The sequence below is a fragment of the Pseudomonas sp. RW407 genome (assembly GCF_003176655.1).
In the GTDB taxonomy this organism is placed as follows: Bacteria; Pseudomonadota; Gammaproteobacteria; order Pseudomonadales; family Pseudomonadaceae; genus Pseudomonas; species Pseudomonas delhiensis.
The window spans coordinates 1,094,884-1,121,112 of the sequence record NZ_QGSL01000107.1; the positions used below are offsets into that span (position 1 = coordinate 1,094,884).

At 68.2% G+C, this 26,229-nt stretch carries 23 protein-coding genes and 2 tRNA genes; 11 read left to right on the top strand and 14 right to left on the bottom strand.

All coding sequences use genetic code 11. The features are described 5' to 3' along the window. Positions 1 to 5 precede the first annotated feature (5 nt). Positions 6 to 3,485, top strand: coding sequence for a hybrid sensor histidine kinase/response regulator (locus DK254_RS29105; protein WP_109936606.1), 3,480 nt, complete (start codon positions 6 to 8; stop codon positions 3,483 to 3,485). 613 nt (positions 3,486 to 4,098) lie between these two features. Continuing rightward, on the top strand, positions 4,099 to 5,973 hold the full coding sequence (locus DK254_RS29110; protein ID WP_109936607.1) for an MFS transporter: 1,875 nt from the start codon (positions 4,099 to 4,101) through the stop codon (positions 5,971 to 5,973). Positions 5,974 to 6,022: 49 nt separating this feature from the next. Here DK254_RS29110 and DK254_RS29115 read toward each other — a convergent pair whose 3' ends face one another. From DK254_RS29115 to rdgC, 4 genes are all read right to left on the bottom strand, one after another. Continuing rightward, a complete protein-coding gene (locus DK254_RS29115) occupies positions 6,023 to 6,232 on the bottom strand; it encodes a cold-shock protein (RefSeq protein ID WP_009620558.1) in 210 nt (69 codons plus the stop codon). 194 nt (positions 6,233 to 6,426) lie between these two features. Next, positions 6,427 to 6,741 carry a quaternary ammonium compound efflux SMR transporter SugE gene (gene sugE / locus DK254_RS29120; RefSeq protein WP_109936608.1) on the bottom strand — a complete coding sequence of 105 codons (315 nt, stop codon included), beginning with the start codon at positions 6,739 to 6,741 and terminating at the stop codon, positions 6,427 to 6,429. 139 nt (positions 6,742 to 6,880) lie between these two features. After that, positions 6,881 to 7,825 carry a bile acid:sodium symporter family protein gene (locus DK254_RS29125; protein WP_109936609.1) on the bottom strand — a complete coding sequence of 315 codons (945 nt, stop codon included), beginning with the start codon at positions 7,823 to 7,825 and terminating at the stop codon, positions 6,881 to 6,883. A gap of 62 nt (positions 7,826 to 7,887) precedes the next feature. Beyond that, entirely contained in the window at positions 7,888 to 8,808 is a 921-nt protein-coding gene (gene rdgC / locus DK254_RS29130) for a recombination-associated protein RdgC (RefSeq protein ID WP_109936610.1), read from the bottom strand. Between the two features lie 181 nt (positions 8,809 to 8,989). Here rdgC and DK254_RS29135 point away from each other — a divergent pair. The 7 genes from DK254_RS29135 to DK254_RS29165 all read left to right on the top strand — a co-directional run bounded on the left by DK254_RS29135 (position 8,990) and on the right by DK254_RS29165 (position 12,250). After that, positions 8,990 to 9,065, top strand: a tRNA-Val gene (locus DK254_RS29135). Between the two features lie 15 nt (positions 9,066 to 9,080). Next, positions 9,081 to 9,157 (top strand) — tRNA-Asp (locus DK254_RS29140). 232 nt (positions 9,158 to 9,389) lie between these two features. Beyond that, on the top strand, positions 9,390 to 10,127 hold the full coding sequence (locus DK254_RS29145) for an FKBP-type peptidyl-prolyl cis-trans isomerase (protein ID WP_009620550.1): 738 nt from the start codon (positions 9,390 to 9,392) through the stop codon (positions 10,125 to 10,127). A 368-nt stretch (positions 10,128 to 10,495) separates the two neighbouring features. Then, positions 10,496 to 10,921 carry a YkvA family protein gene (locus tag DK254_RS29150; RefSeq protein ID WP_109936612.1) on the top strand — a complete coding sequence of 142 codons (426 nt, stop codon included), beginning with the start codon at positions 10,496 to 10,498 and terminating at the stop codon, positions 10,919 to 10,921. A 170-nt stretch (positions 10,922 to 11,091) separates the two neighbouring features. Continuing rightward, positions 11,092 to 11,412 carry a helix-turn-helix domain-containing protein gene (locus DK254_RS29155; protein WP_109936613.1) on the top strand — a complete coding sequence of 107 codons (321 nt, stop codon included), beginning with the start codon at positions 11,092 to 11,094 and terminating at the stop codon, positions 11,410 to 11,412. Continuing rightward, entirely contained in the window at positions 11,409 to 11,774 is a 366-nt protein-coding gene (locus tag DK254_RS29160) for a hypothetical protein (protein WP_009620544.1), read from the top strand. Before DK254_RS29155 ends, DK254_RS29160 begins: the two co-directional genes overlap by 4 nt. Then, positions 11,771 to 12,250 carry a hypothetical protein gene (locus DK254_RS29165; protein WP_109936614.1) on the top strand — a complete coding sequence of 160 codons (480 nt, stop codon included), beginning with the start codon at positions 11,771 to 11,773 and terminating at the stop codon, positions 12,248 to 12,250. The genes DK254_RS29160 and DK254_RS29165 overlap by 4 nt, the downstream gene beginning before the upstream one ends. 7 nt (positions 12,251 to 12,257) lie before the next feature. Here DK254_RS29165 and DK254_RS29170 read toward each other — a convergent pair whose 3' ends face one another. Continuing rightward, positions 12,258 to 14,006, bottom strand: a complete 1,749-nt coding sequence (locus DK254_RS29170) for a GGDEF domain-containing protein (RefSeq protein WP_109936615.1) — start codon at positions 14,004 to 14,006, stop codon at positions 12,258 to 12,260. A 96-nt stretch (positions 14,007 to 14,102) separates the two neighbouring features. Further along, positions 14,103 to 16,184 (bottom strand): carboxy terminal-processing peptidase, encoded by a 2,082-nt coding sequence (locus tag DK254_RS29175; RefSeq protein ID WP_109936616.1) that lies wholly within the window; start codon positions 16,182 to 16,184, stop codon positions 14,103 to 14,105. Positions 16,185 to 16,336: 152 nt separating this feature from the next. Between DK254_RS29175 and DK254_RS29180 the strand changes: the two genes are divergently transcribed. After that, positions 16,337 to 17,299: an NAD(P)H-quinone oxidoreductase gene (locus DK254_RS29180; protein WP_109936617.1), complete on the top strand. Its 963-nt coding sequence runs from the start codon at positions 16,337 to 16,339 to the stop codon at positions 17,297 to 17,299. A gap of 221 nt (positions 17,300 to 17,520) precedes the next feature. Here the strand turns inward: DK254_RS29180 and DK254_RS29185 are convergent, their stop codons facing one another. The 6 genes from DK254_RS29185 to DK254_RS29210 form a co-directional block, all read right to left on the bottom strand. Next, positions 17,521 to 18,174: an HAD family phosphatase gene (locus DK254_RS29185; protein ID WP_089393087.1), complete on the bottom strand. Its 654-nt coding sequence runs from the start codon at positions 18,172 to 18,174 to the stop codon at positions 17,521 to 17,523. Beyond that, a complete protein-coding gene (locus DK254_RS29190; RefSeq protein ID WP_109936618.1) occupies positions 18,174 to 19,169 on the bottom strand; it encodes an ABC transporter ATP-binding protein in 996 nt (331 codons plus the stop codon). The genes DK254_RS29185 and DK254_RS29190 overlap by 1 nt, the downstream gene beginning before the upstream one ends. Beyond that, positions 19,166 to 19,954 carry an ABC transporter permease gene (locus tag DK254_RS29195; protein ID WP_109936619.1) on the bottom strand — a complete coding sequence of 263 codons (789 nt, stop codon included), beginning with the start codon at positions 19,952 to 19,954 and terminating at the stop codon, positions 19,166 to 19,168. Before DK254_RS29195 ends, DK254_RS29190 begins: the two co-directional genes overlap by 4 nt. Continuing rightward, positions 19,938 to 20,780: an ABC transporter permease subunit gene (locus tag DK254_RS29200; protein WP_109936620.1), complete on the bottom strand. Its 843-nt coding sequence runs from the start codon at positions 20,778 to 20,780 to the stop codon at positions 19,938 to 19,940. Before DK254_RS29200 ends, DK254_RS29195 begins: the two co-directional genes overlap by 17 nt. Next, positions 20,777 to 21,586 carry an alkaline phosphatase family protein gene (locus DK254_RS29205; protein ID WP_109936621.1) on the bottom strand — a complete coding sequence of 270 codons (810 nt, stop codon included), beginning with the start codon at positions 21,584 to 21,586 and terminating at the stop codon, positions 20,777 to 20,779. The genes DK254_RS29200 and DK254_RS29205 overlap by 4 nt, the downstream gene beginning before the upstream one ends. A gap of 66 nt (positions 21,587 to 21,652) precedes the next feature. Next, on the bottom strand, positions 21,653 to 22,711 hold the full coding sequence (locus DK254_RS29210; RefSeq protein WP_109936622.1) for an ABC transporter substrate-binding protein: 1,059 nt from the start codon (positions 22,709 to 22,711) through the stop codon (positions 21,653 to 21,655). Positions 22,712 to 23,060: 349 nt separating this feature from the next. On the opposite strand from DK254_RS29210, the gene DK254_RS29215 reads away from it, so the two are divergent. After that, on the top strand, positions 23,061 to 23,777 hold the full coding sequence (locus DK254_RS29215; protein WP_109936623.1) for a UTRA domain-containing protein: 717 nt from the start codon (positions 23,061 to 23,063) through the stop codon (positions 23,775 to 23,777). A 292-nt stretch (positions 23,778 to 24,069) separates the two neighbouring features. On the opposite strand, the gene DK254_RS29220 is transcribed toward DK254_RS29215, so the two are convergent. Both DK254_RS29220 and DK254_RS29225 read right to left on the bottom strand, forming a co-directional pair. Beyond that, positions 24,070 to 25,359 (bottom strand): M18 family aminopeptidase, encoded by a 1,290-nt coding sequence (locus DK254_RS29220; RefSeq protein WP_109936624.1) that lies wholly within the window; start codon positions 25,357 to 25,359, stop codon positions 24,070 to 24,072. Between the two features lie 282 nt (positions 25,360 to 25,641). After that, the gene (locus tag DK254_RS29225; protein ID WP_109936625.1) at positions 25,642 to 26,220 is read right to left on the bottom strand and encodes a bifunctional 2-polyprenyl-6-hydroxyphenol methylase/3-demethylubiquinol 3-O-methyltransferase UbiG; all 579 of its coding nucleotides are present in this window, start codon (positions 26,218 to 26,220) and stop codon (positions 25,642 to 25,644) included. Positions 26,221 to 26,229: the final 9 nt, after the last annotated feature.

Sequence of the window (26,229 nt, forward strand, 5' to 3'; positions counted from 1 at the left end):
TTCGCATGTCGTTGTCCAGCGGGCTGATCGCCACGGTCGCCTTTCTCTACATGGCCATCCTGTTCGCCATCGCCTTCTATGGCGACCGCCGCCGCGCGCCCCTGTCGCCGTGCCTGCGCGCCTGGGTCTACAGCCTGTCCCTGGCGGTGTACTGCACCAGCTGGACCTTCTTCGGCGCCGTCGGCCAGGCCGCCGGCCAGCTCTGGTCGTTCCTGCCGATCTACATCGGCCCCGTGCTGCTGATGCTCTTCGCGCCCTGGGTGCTGCAGAAGATGATCATGATCAGCAAGCAGGAGAACATCACCTCCATCGCCGACTTCATCGCCGCGCGCTACGGCAAGTCCCAGGCCCTGGCGGTGGTGGTGGCGCTGATCTGCGTGGTCTGCGTGCTGCCCTACATCGCCCTGCAGCTCAAGGGCATCGTCCTGGGCGTGAACCTCTTGATCGGCGCCGGCGCCGACTCCGGCGGCAGCCGCGCCCAGGACACGGCGCTGATCGTCTCGCTGGTGCTGGCGCTGTTCACCATCGTCTTCGGCACCCGCAGCCTGGACGTCACCGAGCACCACCGCGGCATGGTGCTGGCCATCGCCTTCGAGTCGCTGGTCAAGCTGACCGCCTTCCTCGCCGTGGGCATCTTCGTCACCTTCGGCCTCTACGACGGCTTCGGCGACCTGCTGGACAAGGCCCGCGACGCCCCGCAGCTGGCCGAGTACTGGCAGGAAACCGTGCACTGGCCGGCCATGCTGCTGCAGACCGGCGTGGCCATGACCGCCATCATGTGCCTGCCGCGGCAGTTCCACGTGCTGGTGGTGGAGAACATCGAGCCGCGCGACCTCAACCTGGCGCGCTGGGTGTTCCCCGCCTACCTGGTGCTGGCCGCGCTGTTCGTGGTGCCCATCGCCCTGGCCGGGCAGATGCAGCTGCCGGCCGGGGTCATCCCCGACTCCTTCGTGATCAGCCTGCCGCTGGCCGAGGCGCACCCGGCGCTGGCGCTGCTGGCCTTCATCGGCGGCGCCTCGGCGGCCACCGGCATGGTCATCGTGGCCAGCGTGGCGCTGTCCACCATGGTCTCCAACGACATGCTGCTGCCCTGGCTGCTGCGCCGCCGCGGCGGCAACGACGAGCAGCCCTTCGAGGTGTTCCGCCACTGGCTGCTCACCGTGCGCCGGGTCAGCATCGCCCTGATCCTCCTGCTGGCCTACGTCAGCTACCGCCTGCTGGGCTCCACCGCCAGCCTGGCGACCATCGGCCAGATCGCCTTCGCCGCCATCGCCCAGCTGGGCCCGGCGATGATAGGCGCGCTGTACTGGAAGCAGGCCAACCGCCGCGGCGTGTTCGCGGGCCTCGCCGCCGGCTCCGCGCTCTGGGCCTACACCCTGGTGCTGCCGGTGATCGCCCGCAGCCTGGGCTGGCCGCTGGAGCACTTCCCCGGGCTGACCTGGCTGGCCGGCCACCCCTTCGGCGTCAACATCGAGCCGCTGACCCTCGGCGTGCTGCTCTCGCTGATCGGCAACTTCGCCCTGTTCGGCCTGGTCTCGGTGTTCTCCCGCACCCGCGTCTCCGAGCACTGGCAGGCCAGCCGCTTCATCGGCCAGGAAATCTCCCAGCGGCTCAGCTCGCGCTCGATGCTGGCGGTGCAGCTGGAAGACCTGCTGATGCTCGCCGCGCGCTTCGTCGGCGAGGAGCGCGCGCGGCAGAGCTTCATCCGCTTCGCCTACCGCCAGGGCAAGGGCTTCGTACCCAGCCAGAACGCCAACGACGAGTGGATCGCCCACACCGAGCGCCTGCTAGCCGGCGTGCTCGGCGCCTCCTCGGCGCGCGCGGTGGTCAAGGCCGCCATCGAGGGCCGCGAGATGCAGGTGGAGGACGTGGTGAAGATCGCCGACGAAGCCTCCGAGGTGCTGCAGTTCAACCGCGCCCTGCTGCAGGGCGCCATCGAGAACATCACCCAGGGCATCAGCGTGGTCGACCAGTCGCTGCGCCTGGTAGCCTGGAACCACCGCTACATCGAGCTGTTCGAGTACCCCGACGGGCTGATCCACGTCGGCCGGCCGATCGCCGACATCATCCGCTACAACGCCGAGCGCGGCCTGTGCGGGCCCGGCGACCCCGACCTGCACGTGGCCAAGCGCCTGTACTGGATGCGCCAGGGCACCCCGCACACCTCCGAGCGGCTGTTCCCCAACGGCCGCGTCATCGAGCTGATCGGCAACCCCATGCCCGGCGGCGGCTTCGTCATGAGCTTCACCGACATCACCGCGTTCCGCGACGCCGAGCACGGCCTCAAGGAAGCCAATGAGAGCCTGGAGCAGCGCGTCGAGGAACGCACCCAGGAGCTCTCGCAGCTGAACCAGGCGCTGACCGAGGCCAAGGGCACCGCCGAGGCCGCCAACCAGTCGAAGACGCGCTTCCTCGCCGCGGTCAGCCACGACCTGATGCAGCCGCTGAATGCCGCGCGGCTGTTCTCCGCGGCGCTGGCGCACCAAGGCGGGATGTCCGGCGAGGCCAGCGACCTGGTGCGCCACCTGGATTCCTCGCTGCGTTCGGCCGAGGACCTGATCACCGACCTGCTGGACATCTCGCGCCTGGAAAGCGGCCGCGTCAGCGCCGAGCGCGCGGCCTTCCCGCTCAGCGCCCTGCTCGACCCGCTGGGCGCCGAGTTCCGCGCCCTGGCCCAGGAGCAGGGCATCGACTTCCACCTGCGCGGCAGCAAGCTGCGGGTGGACAGCGACATCAAGCTGCTGCGCCGGGTGCTGCAGAACTTCCTGACCAATGCCTTCCGCTACGCCAAGGGCCGCGTGCTGCTGGGCGTACGCCGCGAGGACGGGCACCTGCGTCTGGAGGTCTGGGACCGCGGCCCGGGCATCCCGGAGGACAAGCTCAGCGTGATCTTCGAGGAGTTCAAGCGCCTGGACAGCCACCAGACCCGCGCCGAGAAGGGCCTGGGCCTGGGCCTGGCGATCGCCGACCGGCTGTGCAAGGTGCTCGGCCACCGCCTGCAGGTGCGTTCCTGGCCGGGCAAGGGCAGCGTGTTCAGCGTCAGCGTGCCGCTGGCGCGGCAGCCGGCGCCGGCCGAGCTCAACGGCCACAAGGCCGAGGTGCCCACCGAGCTGAACGGCGCCCAGGTGCTGTGCGTGGACAACGAGGACAGCATCCTGGTCGGCATGAACAGCCTGCTCAGCCGCTGGGGCTGCCGCGTGCTCACCGCGCGCAGCAAGGCCGAGTGCGAGCAGCTGCTGGACAGCGACGCGCGCCCGGAGCTGGCGCTGATCGACTACCACCTGGACAACGGCGAGACCGGCGCCGAGCTGATGGCCTGGCTGCGCGCCCGCCTGGGCGAGCCGGTGCCGGGCGTGGTGATCAGCGCCGACGCCCGCCCCGAGCTGGTGGCGCAGATCCACGCCGCCGGCCTGGAATTCCTCGCCAAGCCGGTGAAGCCAGCGGCGCTGCGGGCGCTGCTGAGCCGGCACCTGAGCCTGCGCTGAGACGGTGCAATCGTGGCTGCCCGCTCCTACAGGCTCCGGGGGCACGGTATTCCTCCCCCGTAGGAGGACCTTATCCGCGATAGCCGGAACCCCCTGCGCGTTTCGCGGATGAGCTCCGCCTACGCCATCCCCCCCGTGCCATTCCCTTGTAGGAGCGCGCCCTGCGCGCGAATCGCGGACAAAGTCCGCTCCTACAGTCCCTGGTGAGACATGACATCTCCTGTAGGATCTTATCCGCGAATCGCGCCGGGGGTTCCGGCTATCGCGGACAAGGTCCTCCTACCATTCCGGTGGGCACGGCTTCTCGTAGGAGCGAGCTTGCTCGCGAATGAGCCCCGCAGCGGAGTCTGTTCGCGAGCAAGCTCGCTCCTACGAAGGGCACATCGGCGCGGTCTGTAAGGCAGTTGCTCCTTCGGGGGAGAAATGCGCTGCTTTCCGGCAACGCACTCCGTCCGCGATTTCGCCCCGGCCTGTCCGGTCATGCGAGAGGCAATTCGGAATTTTTGCCCGCGGATGTGGCCAGAGGCCCCGCAGTTGCAGTCAAATCTGCGACGGACGCCGCGGCGTCCTCCCGGCCCGCTTTCGGGGTCGCCTGACCAGGTACACACGGACGATGAGCCAACACTCGCAATTCGCCCTGCTGGGCACCCGGCGCTTTTTGCCGTTCTTCATCACCCAGCTGTTCGGCGCCTTCAACGACAACATCTTCAAGCAGTCGCTGATCCTGGCGATCCTCTACCACCTGAGCATCGGCGGTGACCGCAACCTGCTGGTCAACCTCTGCGCGCTGCTGTTCATCCTGCCGTTCTTCCTGTTCTCCGCCCTGGGCGGGCAGTTCGGCGAGAAGTTCAACAAGGACGCGCTGATGCGCGCGCTGAAGCTGGCCGAGGTGGTCATCATGCTGGTGGGCGCCGCGGGCTTCCTGCTCGGCAGCCTGCCGCTGCTGTTCCTCGCGCTGTTCGCCATGGGCACCCACTCGGCGCTGTTCGGCCCGGTGAAGTACTCCATCCTGCCGCAGCACCTGCGCGACGACGAGCTGGTCGGCGGCAACGCCCTGGTGGAGATGGGCACCTTCCTGGCCATCCTCGCCGGCACCATCGGCGCCGGTGTGCTCATGTCGCGCCAGGCCTACGCCACGGCGGTGGGCATCGCCGTGGTACTGGTGGCCGCCTGCGGCTACCTGGCCAGCCGCGGCATTCCCCGCGCCGCCGCCGCGCTGCCGCAGCTGCAACTGGACTGGAACATCTTCCGGCAGTCCTGGAGCATCCTGCGCCTGGGCCTCGGCCAGCGCCCGGCGGTGTCGCGCTCGCTGGTGGGCAACTCCTGGTTCTGGTTCCTCGGCGCGGTCTACCTGACGCAGATCCCCACCTACGCCAAGGAGCTGCTGCACGGCGACGAGAGCGTGGTGACGCTGATCCTCACGGTGTTCTCGGTGGGCATCGCGCTGGGCTCGATGCTCTGCGAGAAGCTCTCGGGCAAGAAGGTGGAGATCGGCCTGGTGCCCTTCGGCTCCATTGGCCTGAGCCTGTTCGGCATCCTGCTGTGGTGGCACAGCGGCGGCTTCCCCGTCGGCGCCGCGCCATTCACCTGGCTGCAGGTGCTGGAGCACCCGCAGAGCTGGGCGGTGCTCGGCGACATCCTCGGCATCGGCATCTTCGGCGGCTTCTACATAGTGCCGCTGTACGCGCTGATCCAGGCGCGCACCGAGGAGGACAAGCGGGCCCGGGTGATAGCCGCGAACAACATCCTCAACGCGCTGTTCATGGTGGTGGCCGCCATCGTGTCCATGCTGCTGCTGTCGGTGGCCAAGCTGAGCATCCCGCAGCTGTTCCTGGTGCTGTCGCTGATGAACGTCGCGGTGAACGTGTACATCTTCAGGATCGTGCCCGAGTTCACCATGCGCTTCCTGGTCTGGCTGCTCAGCCACTCCATGTACCGCGTCGACCACCAGAACCTCGAGGCCATCCCCGACGAGGGCCCGGTGGTGCTGGTATGCAACCACGTGTCCTTCGTCGACGCGCTGCTCATCGCCGGCTCCATCCGCCGCCCGGTGCGCTTCGTGATGTACTACAAGATCTTCCGCCTGCCGGTGCTCAACTTCATCTTCCGCACCGCCGGCGCCGTGCCCATCGCCGCGCGCCACGAGGACGAGCGCATCTACGAGGAGGCCTTCCGCCGCGTGGCGCAGTATCTGGAGGACGGCGAGGTGGTGTGCATCTTCCCCGAGGGCAAGCTGACCGCCGACGGCGAGATGAACGAGTTCCGCGGCGGGGTGGAGCGGATCATCGAACAGACCCCGGTGCCGGTGATCCCCATGGCGCTGCAGGGCTTGTGGGGCAGCTTCTTCAGCCGCGACCCGGGCAAGGGCTTCTTCAGGCGCATCTGGTCGCGCGTGCGCCTGGTGGCGGGGCAGCCGCTGCCGCCGCAGCAGGCCCGGCGCGAGCACCTGCAGGCGCTGGTGACGGACCTGCGCGGCAACGCCCGCTGAAACGAAAAAGCCCCGGCAGAGCCGGGGCTTTTTCACAGGGGCGCGAGGTTCAGATGACCTGGACTTCGTCCGCCTGCAGGCCTTTCTGGCCTTCTACAACGATGAAGGAGACCTTCTGGCCTTCCTGCAGCGACTTGAAGCCATTGCCCTGGATGGAACGGAAGTGAACGAACAGGTCGCCACCGTTTTCCTGGGTGATGAAGCCAAAGCCCTTGGCATCGTTGAACCATTTGACGGTGCCGGTCTGACGATTCGACATGGAATTACACCTTGAACGTTGTGGATTGCTGCTGCACGGCGTTACCGCCGCCTGTTCTGAGTTGCAAGGTGTGGGCCGGGCCGGACGAAGAGCGTCGCCGCCTTCAGGTCATCAGCCGTGACGATCCTGGCAAGCACAGTCGCCGCAGCATACCGGGACTTTTCCGGGAAAGCGACAGGACGGACGTGCCGATTTCAATGACTGAGCTTCAACCCGACCAGGCCGCAGAGGATCAGCGCGATGCTGAGCAGGCGTAGCGGGGCGACGGATTCGCCGAACAGCAGGATGCCGAGGGTCACGGTGCCCAGCGCGCCGATGCCGGTCCAGATGGCGTAGGCGGTGCCCAGCGGCAGCTGTTTCATGGCAAGGCCCAGCAGTCCGATGCTGGCGGCCATGGCCAGCGCGGTCAGCACGCTGGGCCACGGGCGGGTGAAACCTTCGGTGTATTTCAGACCGACGGCCCAGGCCACTTCGAACAGGCCGGCGGCGAACAGGATGAACCAGGACATGGGGACCTCCGGGACGACTGATGGGCAGGGCCGTCCCCGTCGGTGCACCTGGCGGTGGTGAGGTCGTCCTCACGATGCGCAGTATTTTGCACATTCCGGCCCGGGCGGCAACCTGTGGCTGCGCCCGGGCCGACGGCCCTCAGGAAGCCTGGTCGGGCTTGTCCGTCAGGCGGCGGAACCAGCTCGACAGGGTGGCCCCGGAGATGTTGTGCCAGACGCTGAACAGCGCGCTGGGCACCGCCGCCAGCGGCGAGAAGTGGGCGCTGGCCAGGGCCGCGCCGAGCCCGGAGTTCTGCATGCCGACCTCCAGCGCCAGCGACTTGCGCTGCGCCAGGGGCAGGCCGAAGGCGCGCCCGGCGAGGTAGCCGAGGAGGAAGCCGAAGCCGTTGTGGAGGATCACCACGGCCATGATCAGCAGGCCGGACTCGGCGATCTTCGCCTGGCTGGCCGCCACCACCGCCGCGACTATCACCACGATGCAGACCACCGAGACCAGCGGCAGCGCTTCCACCACCTTGCCCACCCGCGCGCCGAACAGGCGCTGGGCAACCACGCCCAGGGCGATGGGCAGCAGCACCACCTGGAGGATCGACCAGAACAGCTCGGCGAAGGACACCGGCAGCCAGGCCGAGGCGAGCAGCCAGATCAGCGCCGGGGTCAGCAGCGGGGCGAGCAGGGTGGTCACTGCGGCGATGGCCACCGACAGCGCCAGGTCGCCGCGGGCCAGCCAGGTCATGACGTTGGAGGCGGTGCCGCTGGGGCAGCAGCCGACCAGGATCACGCCCACGGCGATTTCCGCCGGCAGTTGCAGCAACCGGCACAGCAGCCAGGCCACGCCGGGCATGATGACGAAGTGGGCGACCACGCCCAGGCACACGCGCCAGGGGTGGCGGGCCACCTCGGCGAAGTCTTCCAGCTTCAGCGTCAGGCCCATGCCGAACATGACGATGCCGAGCATCGGCACTATCGCCGGTGCCAGCGGGCGGAACCACTGCGGGGCGAGGAAGGCCAGCACGGCGAACAGCAGTACCCAGAGGGCGAAGGTGTTGCCGACGAAGCGGCTCAGCAAGGCGATGGCGCGCATGGGTGGCGCTCCTTGTGGTTACTGTCGGGGCCGGCGCCCGGGGGCGCCGGCCGGGACGGGGGTTAGATGCCCTGGGGGATTTCCTCGCCACCCAGCGCCTCGAACAGCGCCGGCAGGAACTGGCCGAAGGTCAGCATCATCAGGATGAAGCTGGCGTCGAGCTGGCCGAGGGCGTCGTCGCCGCCGTCCTTCTCGGCCTGCTCCTGCAGCAGTTCCTCGAAGCGCAGGCGCTTGATCGCCAGCTTGTCGTCGAGCACGAAGCTGAGCTTGTCCGACCAGGCCAGGGCCAGCTGGGTGACCAGCTTGCCGGAGGACAGGTGCAGCTGGATCTCGTCGCTGGTCAGGTCCTGGCGCTTGCAGCGCACCACGCCGCCGTCCTCGTGGGTGTCGCGCAGCTCGCACTCGTCGAGCACGAAGAAGTCGCCGGCGGCTTCCTGGGTCTTGACCCAGTCGGTGAGGGTGGCGCTGGGCGCGACCTTGACGCTGAGCGGGCGCACCGGCAGCGAGCCGAGGGCCTCGCGCAGGGTGGAGAGCAGGTCCTCGGCCTTCTTCGCGCTGGCGCTGTCGACCAGGATCAGGCCCAGCTCCGGGGCGATCGCGGCGAAGGTCGAGGAACGGCGGATGAAGGCGCGCGGCAGCAGGCTCTGGACGATCTCGTCCTTGAGCTGGTCGCGCTCCTTCTTGTAGACCTTGCGCATCTGCGCGGTCTCGATCTCGTCCACCTTGTCCTTCAGCGCGTCACGCACCACGCTGCCGGGGAGGATGCGTTCCTCCTTGCGCGCGCTGATCAGGTAGAAGCCCTGGCTGGCGTGGGCCAGGGGCGCGTCGGGGCCCTTGCCGAAGGGGGCGGTGAAGCCGTAGGTGGTCAGTTCCTGGCTGGCGCAGGGGCGCGCCGGCTTGCTGGCCAGGGCTTTCTCGAGGGCATCGGCATCGATCTGCAGATCCTGGGTGAGGCGGTAGACGAGCAGGTTACGGAACCACATGAGGATCAAACTCCCGGGACACGAAAGGTCCGCATTATTCCGCTAGCGGCTCTCCAGGCCAACCCCGTTACCGACTTCGTCGACATTTCCTAAGCCTTTGGAACATCTGAAAATTTTTTTCACTCAGGGGCTTGCCAGGGTGAAGATGCGCCCGTAGAATGCGCCCCACTTCGAGAGTGAAGGGTGATTAGCTCAGCTGGGAGAGCATCTGCCTTACAAGCAGAGGGTCGGCGGTTCGATCCCGTCATCACCCACCAATCTCGTGGTCCGACGCAGCGGTAGTTCAGTCGGTTAGAATACCGGCCTGTCACGCCGGGGGTCGCGGGTTCGAGTCCCGTCCGCTGCGCCATATTCCAAGCCCTCAGGCAGAAATGCCTGGGGGCTTTGTCTTTCCCGGCCCCGGGAAAGTCGCCCCGCGCGACGCCGTTCGCAGCGCCTATCCTCTTAATTTTTCTATAAGTTTGCCGTGGGAACTTATCCCCCGGCGGCGGTTCCTATTGCCCATAGCCATTGGCCGCGGCGCCCTGATAAGCTCGCGGTTTCATCGAAATGCCAGCATGGCAATCAGACAAGGAATCAGCATGAAACAACATCGGTTGGCGGCAGCGATCGCACTGGTCGGCCTGGTTCTCGCGGGCTGCGATCAGCAGGCTGCCAATGTGGAGCTCAAGACGTCGGCGCAGAAGGCTTCCTACGGCATCGGCCTGAACATGGGCAAGAGCCTGGCCCAGGAAGGCATGAACGATCTGGACTCCAAGGCCGTGGCCCAGGGCATCGAGGATGCCATTGGCAAGAAGCCGCAGCGCGTCACCGATGAAGAGCTGACCCAGGCGTTCACCGACCTGCAGAAGCGTTCCGAGGAGCGCATGGCCAAGCTGAGCGAGGAAACCCTCAAGGCCGGCAAGAAGTTCCTCGAGGACAACGGCAAGCGCGAAGGCGTGGTCACCACCAAGTCCGGCCTGCAGTACGAAGTGGTGAAGAAGGCCGACGGCCCGCAGCCCAAGGCCACCGACGTGGTCACCGTGCACTACGAGGGCAAGCTGACCGACGGCACCGTGTTCGACAGCTCCATCCAGCGCGGCAGCCCCATCGACCTGCCGGTCAACGGCGTGATCCCGGGTTGGGTCGAGGCCCTGCAGCTGATGCACGTGGGCGAGAAGATCAAGCTCTTCATCCCCAGCGAACTGGCCTACGGCTCGCAGAGCCCGAGCCCGACCATCCCGGCCAACTCGGTGCTGGTGTTCGACCTGGAACTGCTGGGCATCAAGGATGCCAACCAGGCCGGTGGCGAGCAGCCGCAAGCCCCGGCGCAGAACTGAGTACATTAGTACCAAGAGGACGCCCCGCCCCTGCGGGGCGTTCCTGTTTCTGCAGGATGATAGCGCTGCTCCGCGGCTGACCAGGCGGTCGGAAAGGGCGAAGTCCGGTGCGGGATGTTACCCTTATGCACATATATGTCGCAGCCGTGGTTACGGCCGGTGCTTGACAGCGAAGGGTGATATCGAATAGCTGCAACTGTATGATTTTTATAAGGTTTCCTAAGCTGAACAAAAAATCGCCGATCTGTCTGTAGGCCGCTGGCGACGGGCTTTCCGGCGTGGAGACCGGATACTTTCAACAGAGTTATCCACAGGAAAGGTGGATAACCCCCAAGCCCCCCGGCGACACCGCCGGGACGAGGTGCCCGATGAAGAAACCCGCCGGTTTCGACCGTTATCTGGCCCTGGCCGAACGCTTTCTCGCCCGGGGTCGGGTACCGGCCCTGCTGTTCGCCGTGGCGCGCAAGAGCGCGCGGCTGAAACTGGTCAAGGCCGACCTGCGCCTGCTGCAGGAGCTGGCCCTGGCCACCGTGCGCGGGCAGTATCGCCAGCTCAACCCCAGGGCGCTGCTGGCGGTGGTGGCGGCGCTGCTGTATTTCCTCTCGCCGCTGGACATGATCCCCGACTGGCTGCCCGGCGTGGGCCTGCTGGACGACCTGGCGGTGCTGGCCTGGGTGGTGCGCCACTGGCAGGCCGAGCTGGATGCCTTCAAGGTCTGGCGCGATGCGCAGAGCCGCGAGATACGCCAGTCCCTGGCGCTGTTGCCGGGGCCGGAACGGCCGGCCCGCGGCTGAGGCGCCGGCCAGCGAAGCGTGCGCGGCTTCGCGATGCCGCGCGTGGTGATGCGCCCGATGAGGCCGAGCGGCGTTTCATGGGCGATACTGAGAAAGGTCGGAATGCCGGGCAGGCGCCAGGGGTTGCCGTCTTTGCCCGTTGAAATGCCGGCATGCAAGGAGTGTTGTCGATGAATGTGCAAGTGATCACGCGAGACGGCGAAGCGGAGTACGCCGTGCTTCCCTGGGCCGACTACCAGGCGCTGCTGGCCGCTGCCGGCGCCCGCGCCGCCCAGCCCCCCGCAGTTGCCGCCCCGGTTGCCGCACCGAGCGCCTCCTGGCGCGAGCTGCGCGAGGCGCGCGGCCTGTCCCTGGAGAGCGTGGCCCGCGAGGTGGGCATCAGCCCGTCCTACCTGGGGATGATCGAAAGCGGCGAGCGCGAGGTCAGCGAAGCCATCGAGCATGGCCTGCGTCGCGCGCTGGGCGCAGCGAAGTCGGAGTCGGCATCTTGAGCGTGCATATCAGCCGCAAGCATTGGCAGGGCTTGCTGGACGAGCTGGAAGACGCGCGCCGCCAACGCCACCTGTTGACCTACCGGGCGCTGATCGAGCGCCTGCAACTGCCCACGCCGGCCATGACCACCCTGACCGCGGCCCTGGAGCACCTGGCGCAGCTCGATGCCCGCGCCGGCCGGCCGCTGCGCAGCTCGCTGGTGATCAGCCAGGGCGCCAGCCGCCTGCCGCGCACCGGCTTCTTCGAATGCGTGGAGCGCCTGGGGCGTTTCTCCGGCGCCTCGGACGGCCCCGCGGCGGCGGGCTGGCACGCCGCCGAGGTGGTGCGGGTGTTCGAATTCGACTACCCGGAAGAGCCGTGAGCCGCGAGTTCGTCTGGCGCCTGCGCGCCCGCCTGGCCTACGCCGTGGCGCGACGCCTGATGGGCTGGCCCTGGCTGGTCCGCCAGCCGCGCGCCTGGCAGTGGATGCAGGGGCAGTTCTCGCGCATGGCCAACCTGGGCGACGTGCCCGCCCAGAGCTTCTATGGCCACCTGCTGCTGTTCCGCGGCCAGGGCTTCGGCGCCCGCGAGGAGGGCCTGCGCCTGCTCGCCCTGGCGGCCGCCGGCGGCGATGCCAAGGCCGCCTACCAACTGGGTGTGCAGGCCCTGCAGGGCAGCGCGCAGCGGCAGCCGGACGGCGCCGCCGCGGCGCGCCACTGGGCCCGCGCCGCGGAGGCCGGGCACCCGCTGGCCGCGCGGCGCCTGGCCGAGCTCTACCGCGACGGGGCCGAGGGCCTCGCCGCGGATTCCGAGCAGGCCGCGCGCTACCAGGCCCTGGCGGCGCAGCTGGGGCTCTGAACGGCGCCTATTCCAGGGTGATGACGTGCCGGCTGTAGCCGGGGACTTCCTTGGCGTGGCGCTTGGCCTCCGAGGCGATGCCCGCCAGCTGCGCCGCGTCCAGGCGCTCGCTGGCGCCGGGCTTCAGGTGCACCACGCCGATCGATAGCGACAGCAACGGGAATTCCTGGCGCTGGCCGCGGCGGTTGTAGGCGACGAAGCAGCCGGCCTGCAGGTGCTCTTGATTGTAGAAGCGCCGGCACTGCCCCTGGAAGTCCTCCAGCAGGTGGTTGAGGCGGTTGCGCCAGTCCTCGGAGGTGAACACCAGCATGAAGTCGTCGCCGCCGATATGGCCGACGAAGTCGCAGCTGGGGTCCACCCGGTCGCTCAGGCACTGCGCCAGGCACAGCAGCACTTCGTCGCCGCGGGCGTAGCCGTAGAGGTCGTTGAAGGGCTTGAAGCTGTCGATGTCGACGTAGCACACCGCCGCCTCGCGGTCCTGCTGCAGCAGGCGCGCCAGGCACTGCTGGATGGGCACGTTGCCCGGCAGCAGGGTCAGCGGGTTGGCGTAGCGCGCCTGGCGGATCTTCAGTTCGGTGATCAGCTTGAGCACGTCGATCACCCGGCCCAGACCGAGGTAGCGGCCGCCCTGGGTGATGATGAAGTCTTCCTCGATGCGCTGCCGCGCGCGGCTGGTGAGCAGGCGGCTGACCTGCTGCAGCGACTGGCTGCGCTCCACCGCGAGGAAGTCGTCGCTCATCAGCCGGCTGATCGGCTTGCGCGCGTACAGTTCGGTGCCGAAGGGCTTGAGCAGGGCATCGGAGAGCGCGTGGCGGTGGACGATGCCCACCGGCTGCTGGTGCTCGTCGAGCACCGCCAGGGCGTTCAGGTTGGCCTGGGCGCGGAAGGCTTCCAGCACCTCGGCGATCGGCGTGTCGCGGCCCACCGCCGGCTGCTCCAGCAACAGCGGGCGCAGGTCGGCCTGTTCCTCGCCGTGCAGGGCCTCCACACGGTCGAGGTCCGGCAGCAGGCTGCGCACCTCGCGCGCCGGTTGTTCCTGCGGGCGGCCGATGAGGTAGCCCTGGACCAGGTCGACGCCCATTTCCGAGAGCACCGCCAGCTCCTCCGGCAGTTCGATGCCCTCGGCGATCACCTGGGCGCGGGAGGCGTGGGCCATCTTCAGGATGGAGCCGACGAACTCGCGCTTGACGCCGTCCTGGTGGATGCCGTCGATGAAGTGGCGGTCGATCTTCACGTAGTCCGGGCGCAGTTCCGACCACAGGCGCAGGCTGGAATAGCCGGCGCCGAGGTCGTCCAGGGCGATGCAGAAGCCCATGGCGCGGTAGTGGTGCAGGGCGGTGTCGAGCAGGCCGAAGTCCTCGATGGGCGCATGTTCGGTGAGCTCGATGACCACGTCGCCCGGCGCTATGCCCAGTGTCTGCAGCAACTGCAGGGTGCGGCCGGGCTGGTGGTTGGGGTCCAGCAGCGACTCGGGGGCGACGTTGAGGAACAGCTTGCCGGCCAGCCCCAGCTCGTGGAAGCGCTGGCAGGCGCGGCGCCGGCAGAGCACGTCGAGCTCGCTCAGGCGGCCGGCGTGGCGCGCGGTGCTGAACAGGGTGAGGGGAGAGTGCAGCGGGCTGTTGGAGGGGCCGCGGGTGAGGGCCTCGTAGCCCACCAGGCGTCGCTCGGAGAGCGACACTATGGGTTGGAACAGACAATGCAGGTCGCCGTGAGCGAGGATCTGGGCCAGCGCGCTCAACTGCTCGGTGACGGTCATGACGGTTCTCTGTGGGTGAAAAGACGAAGGGCCGGTCTCCCGGCCCTTGCGCATTTCACTACTGAGTCATGACTGTTTCGTGACGACTCCGCTCTTTCAGTGCTTGGCCACCGCCGAGCTGAGCGTCAGGTAGTCCAGCAGGATGTGCCCGGACTCGGTGAGGTAGGCGTCGTCCTGGGGCTTGGTCTTGTCGTCGTCCGGCAGGGCGTTGTCGTCTTCCTGCTTGAGCTCCTTCAGCGGCTCCTGGCCCTTGGACTTGCGCAGCGCATTCTCCATGGCCAACTGGCGGCCCTCGATGCTGCTCTGCTGGGCGCGGCGCTTGGCCTCGTTCAGGCTGACGGTCTTCTCCTTCATCAGCTCCTGGGCCAGGGCCAGGCGCTGGCGGGCGTAGACGAAGTCGGCGTTGTGCTCGGTGCGCGCGTCGTGCTGGATCTTCAGCTGGTCGAGGAACGGCTTGAACGGGTCGCTCTGCGCCGACAGCACCGGGCGGATGGTGTCCCAGGGCATGGAGTCGGGCAGGGCGCTCTCGCCGATTTCCTTGTCGTCGACGATGGACGGGTAGCTGATGTCCGGGATCACGCCCTGGTGCTGGGTGCTCTGCCCGGAGACGCGGTAGAACTTGGCCAGGGTCAGCTTCAGCTCGCCGTGGTTGAGCGGCTGGATGGTCTGCACGGTGCCCTTGCCGAAGGTCTGGCCACCGACGATGAGCGCGCGGTGGTAGTCCTGCATGGCGCCGGCGAAGATCTCCGAGGCCGAGGCCGACAGGCGGTTGACCAGCACGGTCATCGGCCCGGTGTAGAAGGCCTGGCCCTCGTCATCGTTGAGCACGTCGACACGGCCGTCGCTGTTGCGCACCAGCACGGTCGGGCCCTGGTCGATGAACAGGCCGGTCAGCTCGGTGGCTTCCTGCAGGGAGCCGCCGCCGTTGTTGCGCAGGTCGATGACGATGCCGTCGACCTTGTCCTTCTGCAGCTCGCCGATGAGCTTCTTCACGTCGCGCGTGGTGCTCTTGTAGTTCGGGTCGCCCGCCCGGTAGGCCTTGAAGTCCAGGTAGAAGGCCGGCACGTCGATCACGCCGAGCTTGTAGCTGCGGCCGTCGTGGTCGAGGGTGATCTCCGACTTCTTCGCCGCCTGGTCTTCGAGCTTCACCGCCTCGCGGGTGATGGTGACGATCTTGCTGGTCTGGTCGTTCGGCGCGTTGCTCGAGGGGATGACCTCCAGGCGCACCTGCGAGCCTTTCGGGCCGCGGATCAGCTTGACCACTTCGTCGAGTCGCCAGCCGACCACGTCGACCATCTCGCCCTTGCCCTGGGCGACGCCGATGATCTTGTCCGAGGTGGCGATCTGCTTGCTCTTCTCGGCCGGGCCCGCCGGCACCAGGCGCACGACCTTGACGTAGTCGTTGTCGCTCTGCAGCACGGCGCCGATGCCCTCGAGGGACAGGCTCATGTTGATGTCGAAGTTTTCCGCGCTGTCCGGCGACAGGTACTGGGTGTGCGGGTCGTAGGTCTGCGCGAAGGCGTTGATGTAGGCCTGGAAGATGTCCTCGCTGCGGGTCTGTTCCAGGCGCATCAGCTGGTTCTTGTAGCGCTTGGTCAGCTGTTCCTGGATGGCCTTGTCGTCCTTGCCGGCGATCTTCAGGCGCAGCACCTCGTCCTTGACCTTCTTGCGCCAGAGGTCGTCGAGTTCGGCGCTGTTCTTCGCCCACGCGGCGTTCTCGCGGTCGATGGTCAGGCTCTCGTCGACCTTGAAGTCGATCTTGTCGACGCCCTTGCCGAGCGTCGCCAGGGCGAAGTCCAGGCGCTCCTTGAGGCGGTCCAGGTGACGCTTGTAGATGGTGAAGCCGGGGTCCAGCTCGCCGCTCTTGAGGAAGTCGTCGAACTGGGTGCGCCAGGGCGTGAACTGGGCGATGTCGCTGGCGGTGAAGTACATCCGCGACGGGTCCAGGGCCTTGATGTAGGCGTCGTAGATCTTCGCCGAACGGTCGTCGTTGAGCGGCGGCTTGCTGTAGTGATGGCGCTTGAGCAGCTCGACGATGTTCAGGCTGGCGATCACCTGGTCACGGTCCGGCTGCAGGCCGTCCCAGGAGTTCTGGCCGGCGGAGGGCGCGGCGAACGCGGACAGGGCGCTGGCGCCAAGGACCAGCAGCAGGGCGGTGCGGGGCAGAAATCGCTTCATGCTTAATCGACTGGGTGCGGAGTTATGACGCATATTAGGCCGTATCTGGCGTCGCCGGGTTCCAAGCTGCTCGAGATTGGGCTCTGGCGCGACGAGCGAAGAGAAAGGCCCGACCGACGTGGTGCGGGCCGTGCAAGCACTATGGAGGTAGCGTGAACGCATTGCAAGGTATCGAAGGGCGGGTGGAGTGGGCCGAGCGCCCGGCGCCGACCTGCGGGGCGGGGCAGGTGCGCATCCGCGTGGCCGCAGCCGGGCTCAACCGTGCCGACCTGCTGCAGCGCGCCGGGCTCTACCCGCCGCCGCCGGGGGCCAGCGACATCCTCGGCCTGGAATGCGCCGGGGTGATCAGCGAAGTGGGCGCCGGCGCCACCTGGCAGGTGGGCGACCGCGTCTGCGCGCTGCTGGCCGGCGGCGGCATGGCTGAGGAGGTGGTGGTCGACGCCCGCCACGTGCTGCCGGTGCCCAACGGCCTGTCGCTGGCCGAGGCGGCGGGGCTGCCGGAGGTCTATGCCACGGCCTGGCTCAACCTGTTCCAGCTGGCGGGCCTGCAGCCGGGCGAGAAGGTCCTGCTGCACGCCGGCGCCAGCGGCGTGGGCTCGGCCGCCATCCAGTTGTGCAAGGCCTTCGGCAGCCCCTGCTGGGTCAGCGTCGGCTCCGCCGAGCGCCTGGCCTACTGCGAGGCCCTCGGCGCCGAGGGCGGGGTGCTGCGCGGCGAGGCGCTGGAGTCGCTGCGCGACTTCGCGCCCTTCGACGTGATCCTCGACCCGGTGGGCGCCAACTACGCGGCGCTCAACCTGCAGGTGCTGCGCCAGGACGGTCGCTGGGTGGTCATCGGCCTGATGGGCGGGCGCAAGGCCGAGCTGGACCTGGCGCTGCTGCTGGGCAAGCGCATCCAGCTGACCGGTTCGACGCTGCGCAGCCGCGACGCCGACTTCAAGGCGCAACTGATCGCCGAGCTGGGCACCCGCGTCTGGCCGCTGTTCGCCAGCGGCCGGCTGCAGCCCCAGCTGGAGCGCCAGTTCGTGGCCAAGGACGCCGAGCAGGCCTTCGAGGCCCTGGCCAGCAACCAGGTGCAGGGCAAGGTGGTGCTGCTGGTCGACCAGAGCCTGGCCTGACGCACGCTCCCGCATGCGACGTAGGGCGAATGACCGTTCGCGGTCATCCGCCGTTGGCCCGGGCGCCAGTGCCCGGGAATGGCGGCGGATAACGCCGTAGGCATTATGCGCCCTACGGATTCGACCGCGCACAGTGTTTTCCCGCACCTGTAGGAGCGGGCCCTGCCCGCGATTTCGCGCGCAAGGCGCGCTCCTACGAAGAGCCGTGTTTCTTGGCGGACTCAACGCCAGGCGAGGATTTCCCAGCCGTGCTTTTCCGCCTCGCCGCGCAACACCGGGTCGGGGTTGACCGTGTGCGGGTTGCCGACGCGGCGCAGCAGCGGCAGGTCGTTGCGCGAGTCGGAATAGAAGTGCGTGCTGGCCAGCGCGCTTTCGTCGCCGCCGAGCCAGTCGAGCAGGCGGATGATCTTGCCGTCGCGGTAGGTCAGCACGCCCTGGGTGCGGCCGCTGTAGTGGCCGTCCACCACCTCCAGGTCGATGGCCAGCACGTCCTGGATGCCGATGCGCTCGGCGATCGGCTGCACCAGGTGCACGCCGGAGGCGGAGATCACCAGCGGCCGGTCGCCGGCGGCGCGGTGGCGGGCCAGGGTGCGGCAGGCGTCGTTGTAGATCAGCGGTTCGATGACGTCCTCGACGTAGGCTTCCACCTCCCGTTCCACTTCCTCGACGCTGCGCCCGGCCATGGGCTCCAGGCTGAAGGCCATGTAGGCCTCCATGGACAGCTCGCCCAGGGCGTAGCGCGCCATCAGCTCGGTGTCGCGGCGGATGAAGGACTCGCCGTCGACCCAGCCCAGTTCGGCCATGCGCCGGCTCCACAGGCTGGCGCAGTCGCCGTCGATGAGGGTTTCGTCAAGGTCGAAGATCACCAGGGCCATCAGGCCACCTCCCGGATGCTTTCATGATCGATCGCCAGCGCCAGGTGGGCGCCGGCCGGATACAGGCGTTCCGCGCTGCGGTTGAGCACGTCCACCGTGAGTTCGACGCCGTTGGCCCGCACCCGGTAACGGATGACGTTGCCCAGCAGGCTGTGGGACAGCACCTGGGCGGCGATGCCGTCGCCGGCATCCACGCTCAGGCGCAGGGATTCCGGGCGGATCGCCACCTGCCCGGCGAAGGGCCGGCCGAGCAGGCGGCCGGCCTGCTCGGCGTCGAGCAGGTTGTAGTTGCCGATGAAGCCGGCGGCGAAGGCGTCGGCCGGCGCGGTGTAGAGGGTTTCCGCGTCGCCGCTCTGGACGATGCGCCCGGCGTTCATCAGCACGATGCGGTCGGACAGCGTCAGCGCCTCCTCCTGGTCGTGGGTGACGAACACCGTGGTCAGCTGCAACTCCTGCTGGATGCGGCGGATCTGCTCGCGCAGGTGCTTGCGGATGCGCGCGTCCAGGGCCGACAGCGGCTCGTCGAGCAGCAGCAGGCGCGGGCGGGTGACCAGCGAGCGGGCCAGGGCCACGCGCTGGCACTGGCCGCCGGAGAGCTGGTGCGGGTAGCGCGCGGCGTACTGGCCCAGCTCGACCATCTCCAGCACCTCGGCCACCCGGGTGGCGGCTTCGGCAGAGGGCACCTTCTGCATGCGCAGGCCGAAGGCGACGTTCTGCTGCACGGTCATGTTGGGGAACAGCGCGTAGCTCTGGAACACCATGGCGATGCCGCGCTTCTGCGGCGGCAGCGGCACCAGGTCCTGGCCGTCGATCAGGATGCGCCCGCTGTCCACCGCGGTGAGCCCGGCGATGCAGCGCAGCAGGGTGGACTTGCCGCAGCCGCTGGGGCCGAGCAGGGTGACGAACTCGCCGCGCCGGGCGGCGAAGTCGATGTCCTGGAAGACCCGGGTGTCCCCGAAGCTCTTGTTCAGGCGTTCGACGCTGAGGAAGCTCATGTGCGGTCCTTGTTCAGGCGGTTGGCGGCCCAGGTCAGCAGCAGGATGAAGAGGAAGTAGGAGACCACCACCGCGCTGGTATAGTGGCCGCTGCTGTTGCGCATGTTGTTGAGGAAGACCTGCAACGTCTCGTAGCGGGTGCCGACCAGCAGGTTGGCGAACACGAACTCGCCGATGAGGAAGCTGAAGGACAGGAACAGCGCCACCATCAGGCCCTTGCGCAGGTTCGGCAGCACCACCAGCAGGGCCGCCTGCCAGGTGCTGGCGCCGAGCAGCTGGGCGGCGTCCATCAGGTCGTGCAGGTTGATCGCCTGCAGGTTGTTGCCGATGGCCCGGTACATGAACGGCAGGGCGATGGTGAAGTAGCAGCCGACGAGGATCCAGGGCGTGCCGGTCAGCGGCAGGGGGCCCGAGGCATAGAGCTGCAGCAGGCCCACCGAGGAGACCACCGGCGGCACCGCGAAGGGCAGCAGGATGAGCACGTTCATCAGCGCGTCCAGGCGCGGGTAGTGGTAGTGCACCACGAACATCAGCGGCAGGATCAGCAGCACGCTCAGCAGCAGCGCGCCGAAGCACACCAGCAGCGACTGGCCGAAGGCGGTGAGGAAGCGCGGGTCGGTCCACAGCGCCAGGTACCACTTCAGCGTCAGGCCGTCGGGCAGCACGCTCGCCGACCACTGGGTGGCCAGGGAGTAGAGCAGGGTGGCGGCCAGGGGCAGCAGCAGGATCAGGAACAGCGCGTAGACCACCAGCCGGTGGTACAGCGGGCTAGCGTTTCTCGACATGGTAGCTCCGGCGCAGCAGCCACTGGTGGGCCAGGGTGATGACGGTCATCAGCCCGACCAGGATCATCGCCAGGGCGCTGGCCATGTTCGGGTCGAGGAAGACGTCGCCGGAGACCAGGCCGGCGATGCGGATCGGCACCACGTTGAAGTTGCCGGTGGTCAGCGAGTAGACGGTGGCGTAGGCGCCCAGGGCGTTGGCCAGGAGGATCACGAAGGTGCCCAGCAGCGCCGGCGTCAGCACCGGGATGCCGATGTGCCGCCAGAACTGCCAGTGGTTGGCGCCCAGCAGCGCCGCCGACTCGCGCCAGTCCTCGCGCAGGGCGTCGAAGGCCGGGTAGAGCAGCATCACCCCCAGGGGGATCTGGAAGTAGGTGTAGAGGATGATCAGGCCGGTCTTGGAATAGAGGTTGAAGTCCTCGATCAGCCCGGCCTGCTTGAGCAGCAGGGTGATGGCGCCGTTGAAGCCGAGGATGATGATGAAGGCGAAGGCCAGCGGCACCCCGGCGAAGTTGCTGGTCATGTTGGCGAAGGCCATGACGAAGTCGCGCAGGCGGCTGTCCACCTGGCGCAGCGAATAGCTGCCGAGCACGGCGATGGCCAGGCCGATCAGGCTCGACCACAGGGAAATCTCCAGGCTGTAGCGGATCGCCTGCAGGTAGAAGGGCGAGGCGAATATCTCGGCGAAGTTACCCAGGCCCCAGGCGTCTTCGCGGCGCAGGCTGTTGACCGCCACCCACAGCAGCGGCGCGATCTGGAAGGCGAAGAAGAACAGCGCGAAGGGCAGCAGGCAGAGCAGGGCGAGGCGCTTTCCGCGGTTCGCGCTCATGGCCGCAGCAGCCCTTCGCAGACCGGCTTGTCGTGGGCCGCGCCGAGTATCCGGCAGAGGCTGCCGCACAGCTCGACCTGGCGCGGGCGCACCTGGTCGTCGAGGCTGAAGGCCTCGCCGAAGACGAACAGTGGCACCTCGCGCTCCTCGGGGAGGATGCCGCCGTGGCTGCGGTCGTCGTTCATGCCGTGGTCGGCGGTGACCATCACCTGGTAGCCGGCGGCCAGCCACTGGTGCAGGTATTCCGAGAGCAGCACGTCGGCCTGGCGCGCGGCGTTGCGGTACTGCGCGCTGTTCAGGCCGTGGCGGTGGCCGGCGTCGTCGATGTTCATCGGGTGCGCCAGCAGCACGTCGGGGGCGTGGCGGCGGCGCAGGTGCTCGGCGTCGGCCAGCAGGTGCGAGTCGGGGTAGTGATCGGTCCAGTAGAAGTGGCCGTACTGGATCGGCAGCGCCGCGTCCTCGGTGTGGCGGTCGCGGGCCGCGTCGAAGGGCGAGCGGTTGTACAGCTCGCTGACCCAGTGGTAGGCCGCCGCCGCGGTGGTCAGGCCGGCGTCGCGGGCATAGTGGAACAGGCTGCGCTCCTTCGACAGGCGCGAAACCTGGTTGTGCAGGATGCCGCTGTCGATCGGCGCAACGCCGGTGAGCAGGCATTCGTAGAGCGGCCGCGACAGCGACGGCAGCTCGCACTGCAGGCGGTAGAGGCGGCCGCGGCCGGCGTTGCAGAGCGCCTGCAGGTGGCCCATGCAGTCATGGGCGACGCCGTAATTGAGGCCGTCGAGGAGGACCAGGATGACGGGACGGGACATCGTAGCTGCCTGTGCTGGGGGAAACCGGAACGGGCGCCCCCGGCCACGGCCGGGGGCGGCGCCGCGTCACTGCATGTTGATGATCACGCTCTCCTGCCACATGCGCGGCAGGCGCTTGGAGGTCGCTTCCCAGGCCTGGCCGTCCCTGATCGGCTGGGCCTTGGCGTACTGCTCGTTGGGCAGCAGCTTGGCCTTGACCTCGGCCGGCAGGTCCAGGTGCTCGGCGCGGATCGGCCGGGCATTGCCCTTGGCCAGGTTGATCTGCCCGGCGTCGCTGAAGATGTACTCGCGGGCCAGCTTGGCGGCGTTGGGGTGCTTGGCGTACTTGTTGATGATGGTGGTGTAGCCGGAGATCACCGAGCCGTCGGAGGGGATCAGCACCTCGAAGCGGCTGGGGTCGATCTGGTCACGGTAGCTCAGGCCGTTGAAGTCCCAGACGATGCCGACTTCCACCTCGCCCTTCTCCAGGGTGTTGATCACCGGGTTGGTCAGCGACAGGCGGCCCTGCTTGGCCAACTGGGCGAAGAACTCCAGGCCCGGCTTGACGTTCTTCTCGTCGCCGCCGTTGGCGATGGCCGCGGCGAGCACGCCGTTGACTGCCTGGGCCGCGCTGCTGACGTCGCCGATGGTGACCTTGTACTTGCCCTTGAGCAGGTCGGCCCAGCTGTGCGGCACGTCCTTGACCAGCTGCTTGTTGACGATGAAGGCGATGGTCCCGGTGTAGGCCAGGGCCCAGTGGCCATCCTTGTCCCTGGCCCATTCCGGGACCTGGTCCCAGGTGCTGGGCTTGTAGGGCAGGCTGACGTCCTGCTGCACGGCGATGGGGCCGAAGGCGGCGCCGACGTCGCCGATGTCGGCGCTGGCGTTCTCGCCCTCGGCCTTGAACTTGGCCAGTTCCTGGGCCGAGCTCATGTCGGTGTCCATGTGCTTGAGCCCGTACTTGCTCTCCAGGTCCTTCCAGGTGTCCTTCCAGTTCGCCCAGCTGTCGGGCATGCCCACGCTGTTCACCTGGCCTTCCTTGCGCGCGGCCTGTTCCAGCGCCTGCAGGTCGGCCTCGGCGGCCATGGTGGTCGCGCTGCCCAGGGCAATCGCGGTTCCCAGCAGTGAAGCAAGCAAGCGTTTCATTCGGTGCTCCTTCGGTCATCGGGTTCTGGCATTGGGGGCCGCGCCCCGGTCGGGCGTGGCGCGTCGCTGGTCTAGATCAGCAAGACCCAGGCCAATCTACGAAGCGGGCATGACAATTTCGTGTCCGGGCGCCGGCATGCGGGTCGGCAGGCAGCGCCCGGATACAGCCTAGACCATGCACAAGACCTTGATGCGGCTGGGCTATGCTGTGGCGCGGAGCTGGCATGGGGCCTGCTTGCCATGGCACTGTCACCGGACGGTCACCGTGGATTCCTACAGTGGGAACGGCTACCGGTTGCGGTGAAGTGCCCCAGCTTGGGGCTGGTCTAGTCCAAAAGAGGGAAACAGCATGCGCGACGAGGCGCTACCGACGGTGACGGCGATCTGCCGGGCGCTGGTGGAACAGATCGACAGCGGCCTGCTGCCGGCCGGCGGCAAGCTGCCGGCGGAGCGGCGCCTGAGCGAGCTGTTCGACACCACGCGCATCACCCTGCGCGAGGCGCTGACGCAGCTGGAGGCCCAGGGCCTGATCTACCGCGAGGAGCGCCGCGGCTGGTTCGTCTCGCCGCCGCGGCTGCTGTACAACCCGCTGGTGCGCAGCCACTTCCACGCCATGGTCGCCGGCCAGGACCGGGTGCCGGCCACCGAGGTGCTGTCGGCGCGCCAACTGCCGGCCAGCCCGGCGATCTGCGCGCACCTGGAGCTGCCGGCGCTGTCCAGCGTCTACCAGATCCGCCGCGCCCGGCGGGTGGACGGGCGCCTGGTGCTGTACGTGGAGCACTACCTGAACCCGGCCTATTTCCCCGGCATCCTCGACTGCGACCTGCGCCAGTCGCTGACCGACCTCTACGCCAGCCGCTACGACATCCGCTACGGCCGCGTGCGTTTCGACATGGTGCCCACCGCCCTGCACGGTGAAGCGGCCAGCGCCCTGCGGGTGGCCGAGGGTAGCCCGGCACTGCGCATCACCCGCATCAACCGCGACCAGCACGGCCGGGTGATCGACTGCGACCTGGAGTTCTGGCGGCACGATGCGATTCACGTGAGCGTGGAAGTGCCGGATTGAGGGCGCTTTTGTAGGAGCGAGCTTGCTCGCGAACCTGGGCCTTCGTGTGTTGGGCCGGCCCTGGCTCCCTCTCCCTAACCCTCTCCCTGAAGGGAGAGGGGACTGTTCGGCATCAAGCGTAAGTTCAGCACTCGTCGGCCATTGCGGTGCGGCCGGTTAGCACTGTCCTGGCCGCCGGCACGGACAAGCTCCCTCTCCCTTCAGGGAGAGGGCTGGGGAGAGGGGCGGACTAGATCCCGGGTGCCTAGGTCAAGGGTTCGCGAGCAAGCTCGCTCCTACGAAAACCCAAGCCTCAAGGCAGCTCGGCACTGCCATAGAAAGCCCCCAGCACCTTGGCCAGGTAGCGCAGGTCATGGCTGCCGGCCAGTTCGCGGATGCTGTGCATGGCGAAGGTCGGCAGGCCGATGTCGACGGTGCGCACGCCCAGCTGGCTGGCGGTGATCGGGCCGATGGTGGAGCCGCAGCCCATGTCGCTGCGGGTCACGAAGCTCTGCACCGGCACCTCGTTCTCCAGGCACAGGTGGCGGAAGTAGCCGGCGGTCTCGCTGCTGGTGGCATAGCGCTGGTTGCTGTTGACCTTGATCACCGGGCCGCCGTTGAGCAGCGGGCCGTGGTTGCCGTCGTGCTTGTCGGCGTAGTTGGGGTGCACGCCGTGGGCGTTGTCGGCGGAGACCAGCAGCGAGCGCTGGATCACCCGCACGAAGGCGTCGCCGTCGGGCAGCAGGCGGCGCAGCACCTGTTCCAGGAAGGGGCCGTCGGCGCCGCAGGCCGAGCAGGAGCCGACCTCCTCGTGGTCGGTGCAGACCAGCACCGCGCTCTGCTCGTCGCCGCTGGCCAGCAGGGCCTCCAGGCCGGCGTAGCAGGACAGCAGGTTGTCCAGGCGGGCGCCGGCGATGAACTCGCCGCCCAGGCCCACCACCGCGGCGCGCTGGGTGTCGTAGAAGCTCAGTTCGTAGTCGAGGATGGCGTCGGCGATGATGCCGTGCTCGTTCTGCAACTGCTCGCCGAGCAGGTCGCGGAAGTCGCGGCTCTCGCCGGCGGCCAGCTGGGCGAGGATCGGCGGCAGCTCGGTCTGGGCGTTGATCGCCCAGCCCATGTTGGCCTCGCGGTTGAGGTGGATGGCCAGGTTGGGGATCACCGCGATGGGCGCGCGGAAGTCGATCAGGCGGCTTTCCACCTTGCCGGCCAGGCGGAAGGTGACGCGGCCGGCCAGGGACAGGTCGCGGTCGAACCAGGGCGCGAACAGGGCGCCACCGTAGACCTCGACGCCCAGCTGCCAGTAGCCCTTGCGGGCCAGTTCCGGGTTCGGCTTGACGCGCAGGCAGGGGCTGTCGGTGTGGGCGCCGACCAGGCGCAGGCCATGCTCCAGCGGCGCGTTGCGGCCGAGCTTGAAGGCGATCAGCGAGGAGTCGTTGCGCGTCACGTAGTAGCGCCCACCGGCCTCGGTGCGCCAGGCGTCACGCTCGTCGAGGCGCTGGAAGCCGCCCTCCTCGAGGCGCCGGGCGAGGCTGGCGGTGGCGTGGAACGGCGTCGGCGAGGCCGCGAGGAAATCGATCAGGCCCTGGTTGAGATCTGCACGCATGGGAAACTCCGGACAACGATGGCGGAAGTTTATCGCAAATGGCAGGGACGGCGGGCCCCCGCGGAATCGCGCAGGATGTGTTCCCGCACGGGAATGGCGCAGGTGGGGCAGCGTAGGCGCGGAATACCGTGCCCCACGGCAACCTGTAGGAGCGGGCCCTGCCCGCGATTTCGCGCGCAGGGCGCGCTCCTACATGGGGAATGCTGTGGGTGGGCAGCGTAGGCGCGGATCTTATCCGCGAATCGCGCCGGAACCTCCGGCTATCGCGGACGGAGTCCGCTCCTACGGGCGCTGTGCCACCACCGCGAAGATATGCCAGTGCTTGACGCCACCGACGGCGGTCCTGCCTTGCCACTCGTGCTCCTCGAAGCACAGGGTTTCCCAGCCTTCGAAAAGGCCATGCGCGGCTTCGCGGGTGTGGAAGCTCATGCCGTCGCGGCCATGCCATTGGTCGCGCTCGCCGAAGAAGTGGCCGGCGAACAACCCGCCACGCTCCAGGGCGGCCTCGATGCCTTGCCACAGGCGCGGAAAATCGGCGGGCGGGCAGAAGGGCAGGGCGAAGCTGCTGTTGATCAGCTGGGCATCGGGCAGGGCGATGTCCTGGAAACGTTCGCAGCAGGTTTGCAGGCGTTCGGTCTGGCCTGTGGATAAACCGTCCATCAGGTGCCGCAGGCCGTCGGCGTTGCAGTCGACCGCCAGCACCCGCCAGCCCTGGCGCAGCAGTTCGTGGGCATCGCGCCCCGAGCCGCAGCCCAGGTCAAGGGCCTGGCCGGGCACGCCGTGCCAATGTTCCAGCGCTTGCAGCAGCGAGGGATGGGGCGGGGCGCCGCGGGTTGCCTGGTGGAAGTCTTGCCGGTCCATGGCTGCCTT

What these genes read in the sequence shown, in the direction of transcription:
- DK254_RS29105 (WP_109936606.1), top strand. Translation starts at nt 6, where the DNA reads ATGTCGTTGTCCAGCGGGCTGATCGCCACGGTCGCCTTTCTCTACATG.
- DK254_RS29110 (WP_109936607.1), top strand. Translation starts at nt 4,099, where the DNA reads ATGAGCCAACACTCGCAATTCGCCCTGCTGGGCACCCGGCGCTTTTTG.
- DK254_RS29115 (WP_009620558.1), bottom strand. Translation starts at nt 6,232, where the DNA reads ATGTCGAATCGTCAGACCGGCACCGTCAAATGGTTCAACGATGCCAAG.
- sugE (WP_109936608.1), bottom strand. Translation starts at nt 6,741, where the DNA reads ATGTCCTGGTTCATCCTGTTCGCCGCCGGCCTGTTCGAAGTGGCCTGG.
- DK254_RS29125 (WP_109936609.1), bottom strand. Translation starts at nt 7,825, where the DNA reads ATGCGCGCCATCGCCTTGCTGAGCCGCTTCGTCGGCAACACCTTCGCC.
- rdgC (WP_109936610.1), bottom strand. Translation starts at nt 8,808, where the DNA reads ATGTGGTTCCGTAACCTGCTCGTCTACCGCCTCACCCAGGATCTGCAG.
- DK254_RS29145 (WP_009620550.1), top strand. Translation starts at nt 9,390, where the DNA reads ATGAAACAACATCGGTTGGCGGCAGCGATCGCACTGGTCGGCCTGGTT.
- DK254_RS29150 (WP_109936612.1), top strand. Translation starts at nt 10,496, where the DNA reads ATGAAGAAACCCGCCGGTTTCGACCGTTATCTGGCCCTGGCCGAACGC.
- DK254_RS29155 (WP_109936613.1), top strand. Translation starts at nt 11,092, where the DNA reads ATGAATGTGCAAGTGATCACGCGAGACGGCGAAGCGGAGTACGCCGTG.
- DK254_RS29170 (WP_109936615.1), bottom strand. Translation starts at nt 14,006, where the DNA reads ATGACCGTCACCGAGCAGTTGAGCGCGCTGGCCCAGATCCTCGCTCAC.
- DK254_RS29175 (WP_109936616.1), bottom strand. Translation starts at nt 16,184, where the DNA reads ATGAAGCGATTTCTGCCCCGCACCGCCCTGCTGCTGGTCCTTGGCGCC.
- DK254_RS29185 (WP_089393087.1), bottom strand. Translation starts at nt 18,174, where the DNA reads ATGGCCCTGGTGATCTTCGACCTTGACGAAACCCTCATCGACGGCGAC.
- DK254_RS29190 (WP_109936618.1), bottom strand. Translation starts at nt 19,169, where the DNA reads ATGAGCTTCCTCAGCGTCGAACGCCTGAACAAGAGCTTCGGGGACACC.
- DK254_RS29195 (WP_109936619.1), bottom strand. Translation starts at nt 19,954, where the DNA reads ATGTCGAGAAACGCTAGCCCGCTGTACCACCGGCTGGTGGTCTACGCG.
- DK254_RS29200 (WP_109936620.1), bottom strand. Translation starts at nt 20,780, where the DNA reads ATGAGCGCGAACCGCGGAAAGCGCCTCGCCCTGCTCTGCCTGCTGCCC.
- DK254_RS29205 (WP_109936621.1), bottom strand. Translation starts at nt 21,586, where the DNA reads ATGTCCCGTCCCGTCATCCTGGTCCTCCTCGACGGCCTCAATTACGGC.
- DK254_RS29210 (WP_109936622.1), bottom strand. Translation starts at nt 22,711, where the DNA reads ATGAAACGCTTGCTTGCTTCACTGCTGGGAACCGCGATTGCCCTGGGC.
- DK254_RS29215 (WP_109936623.1), top strand. Translation starts at nt 23,061, where the DNA reads ATGCGCGACGAGGCGCTACCGACGGTGACGGCGATCTGCCGGGCGCTG.
- DK254_RS29220 (WP_109936624.1), bottom strand. Translation starts at nt 25,359, where the DNA reads ATGCGTGCAGATCTCAACCAGGGCCTGATCGATTTCCTCGCGGCCTCG.
- DK254_RS29225 (WP_109936625.1), bottom strand. Translation starts at nt 26,220, where the DNA reads ATGGACCGGCAAGACTTCCACCAGGCAACCCGCGGCGCCCCGCCCCAT.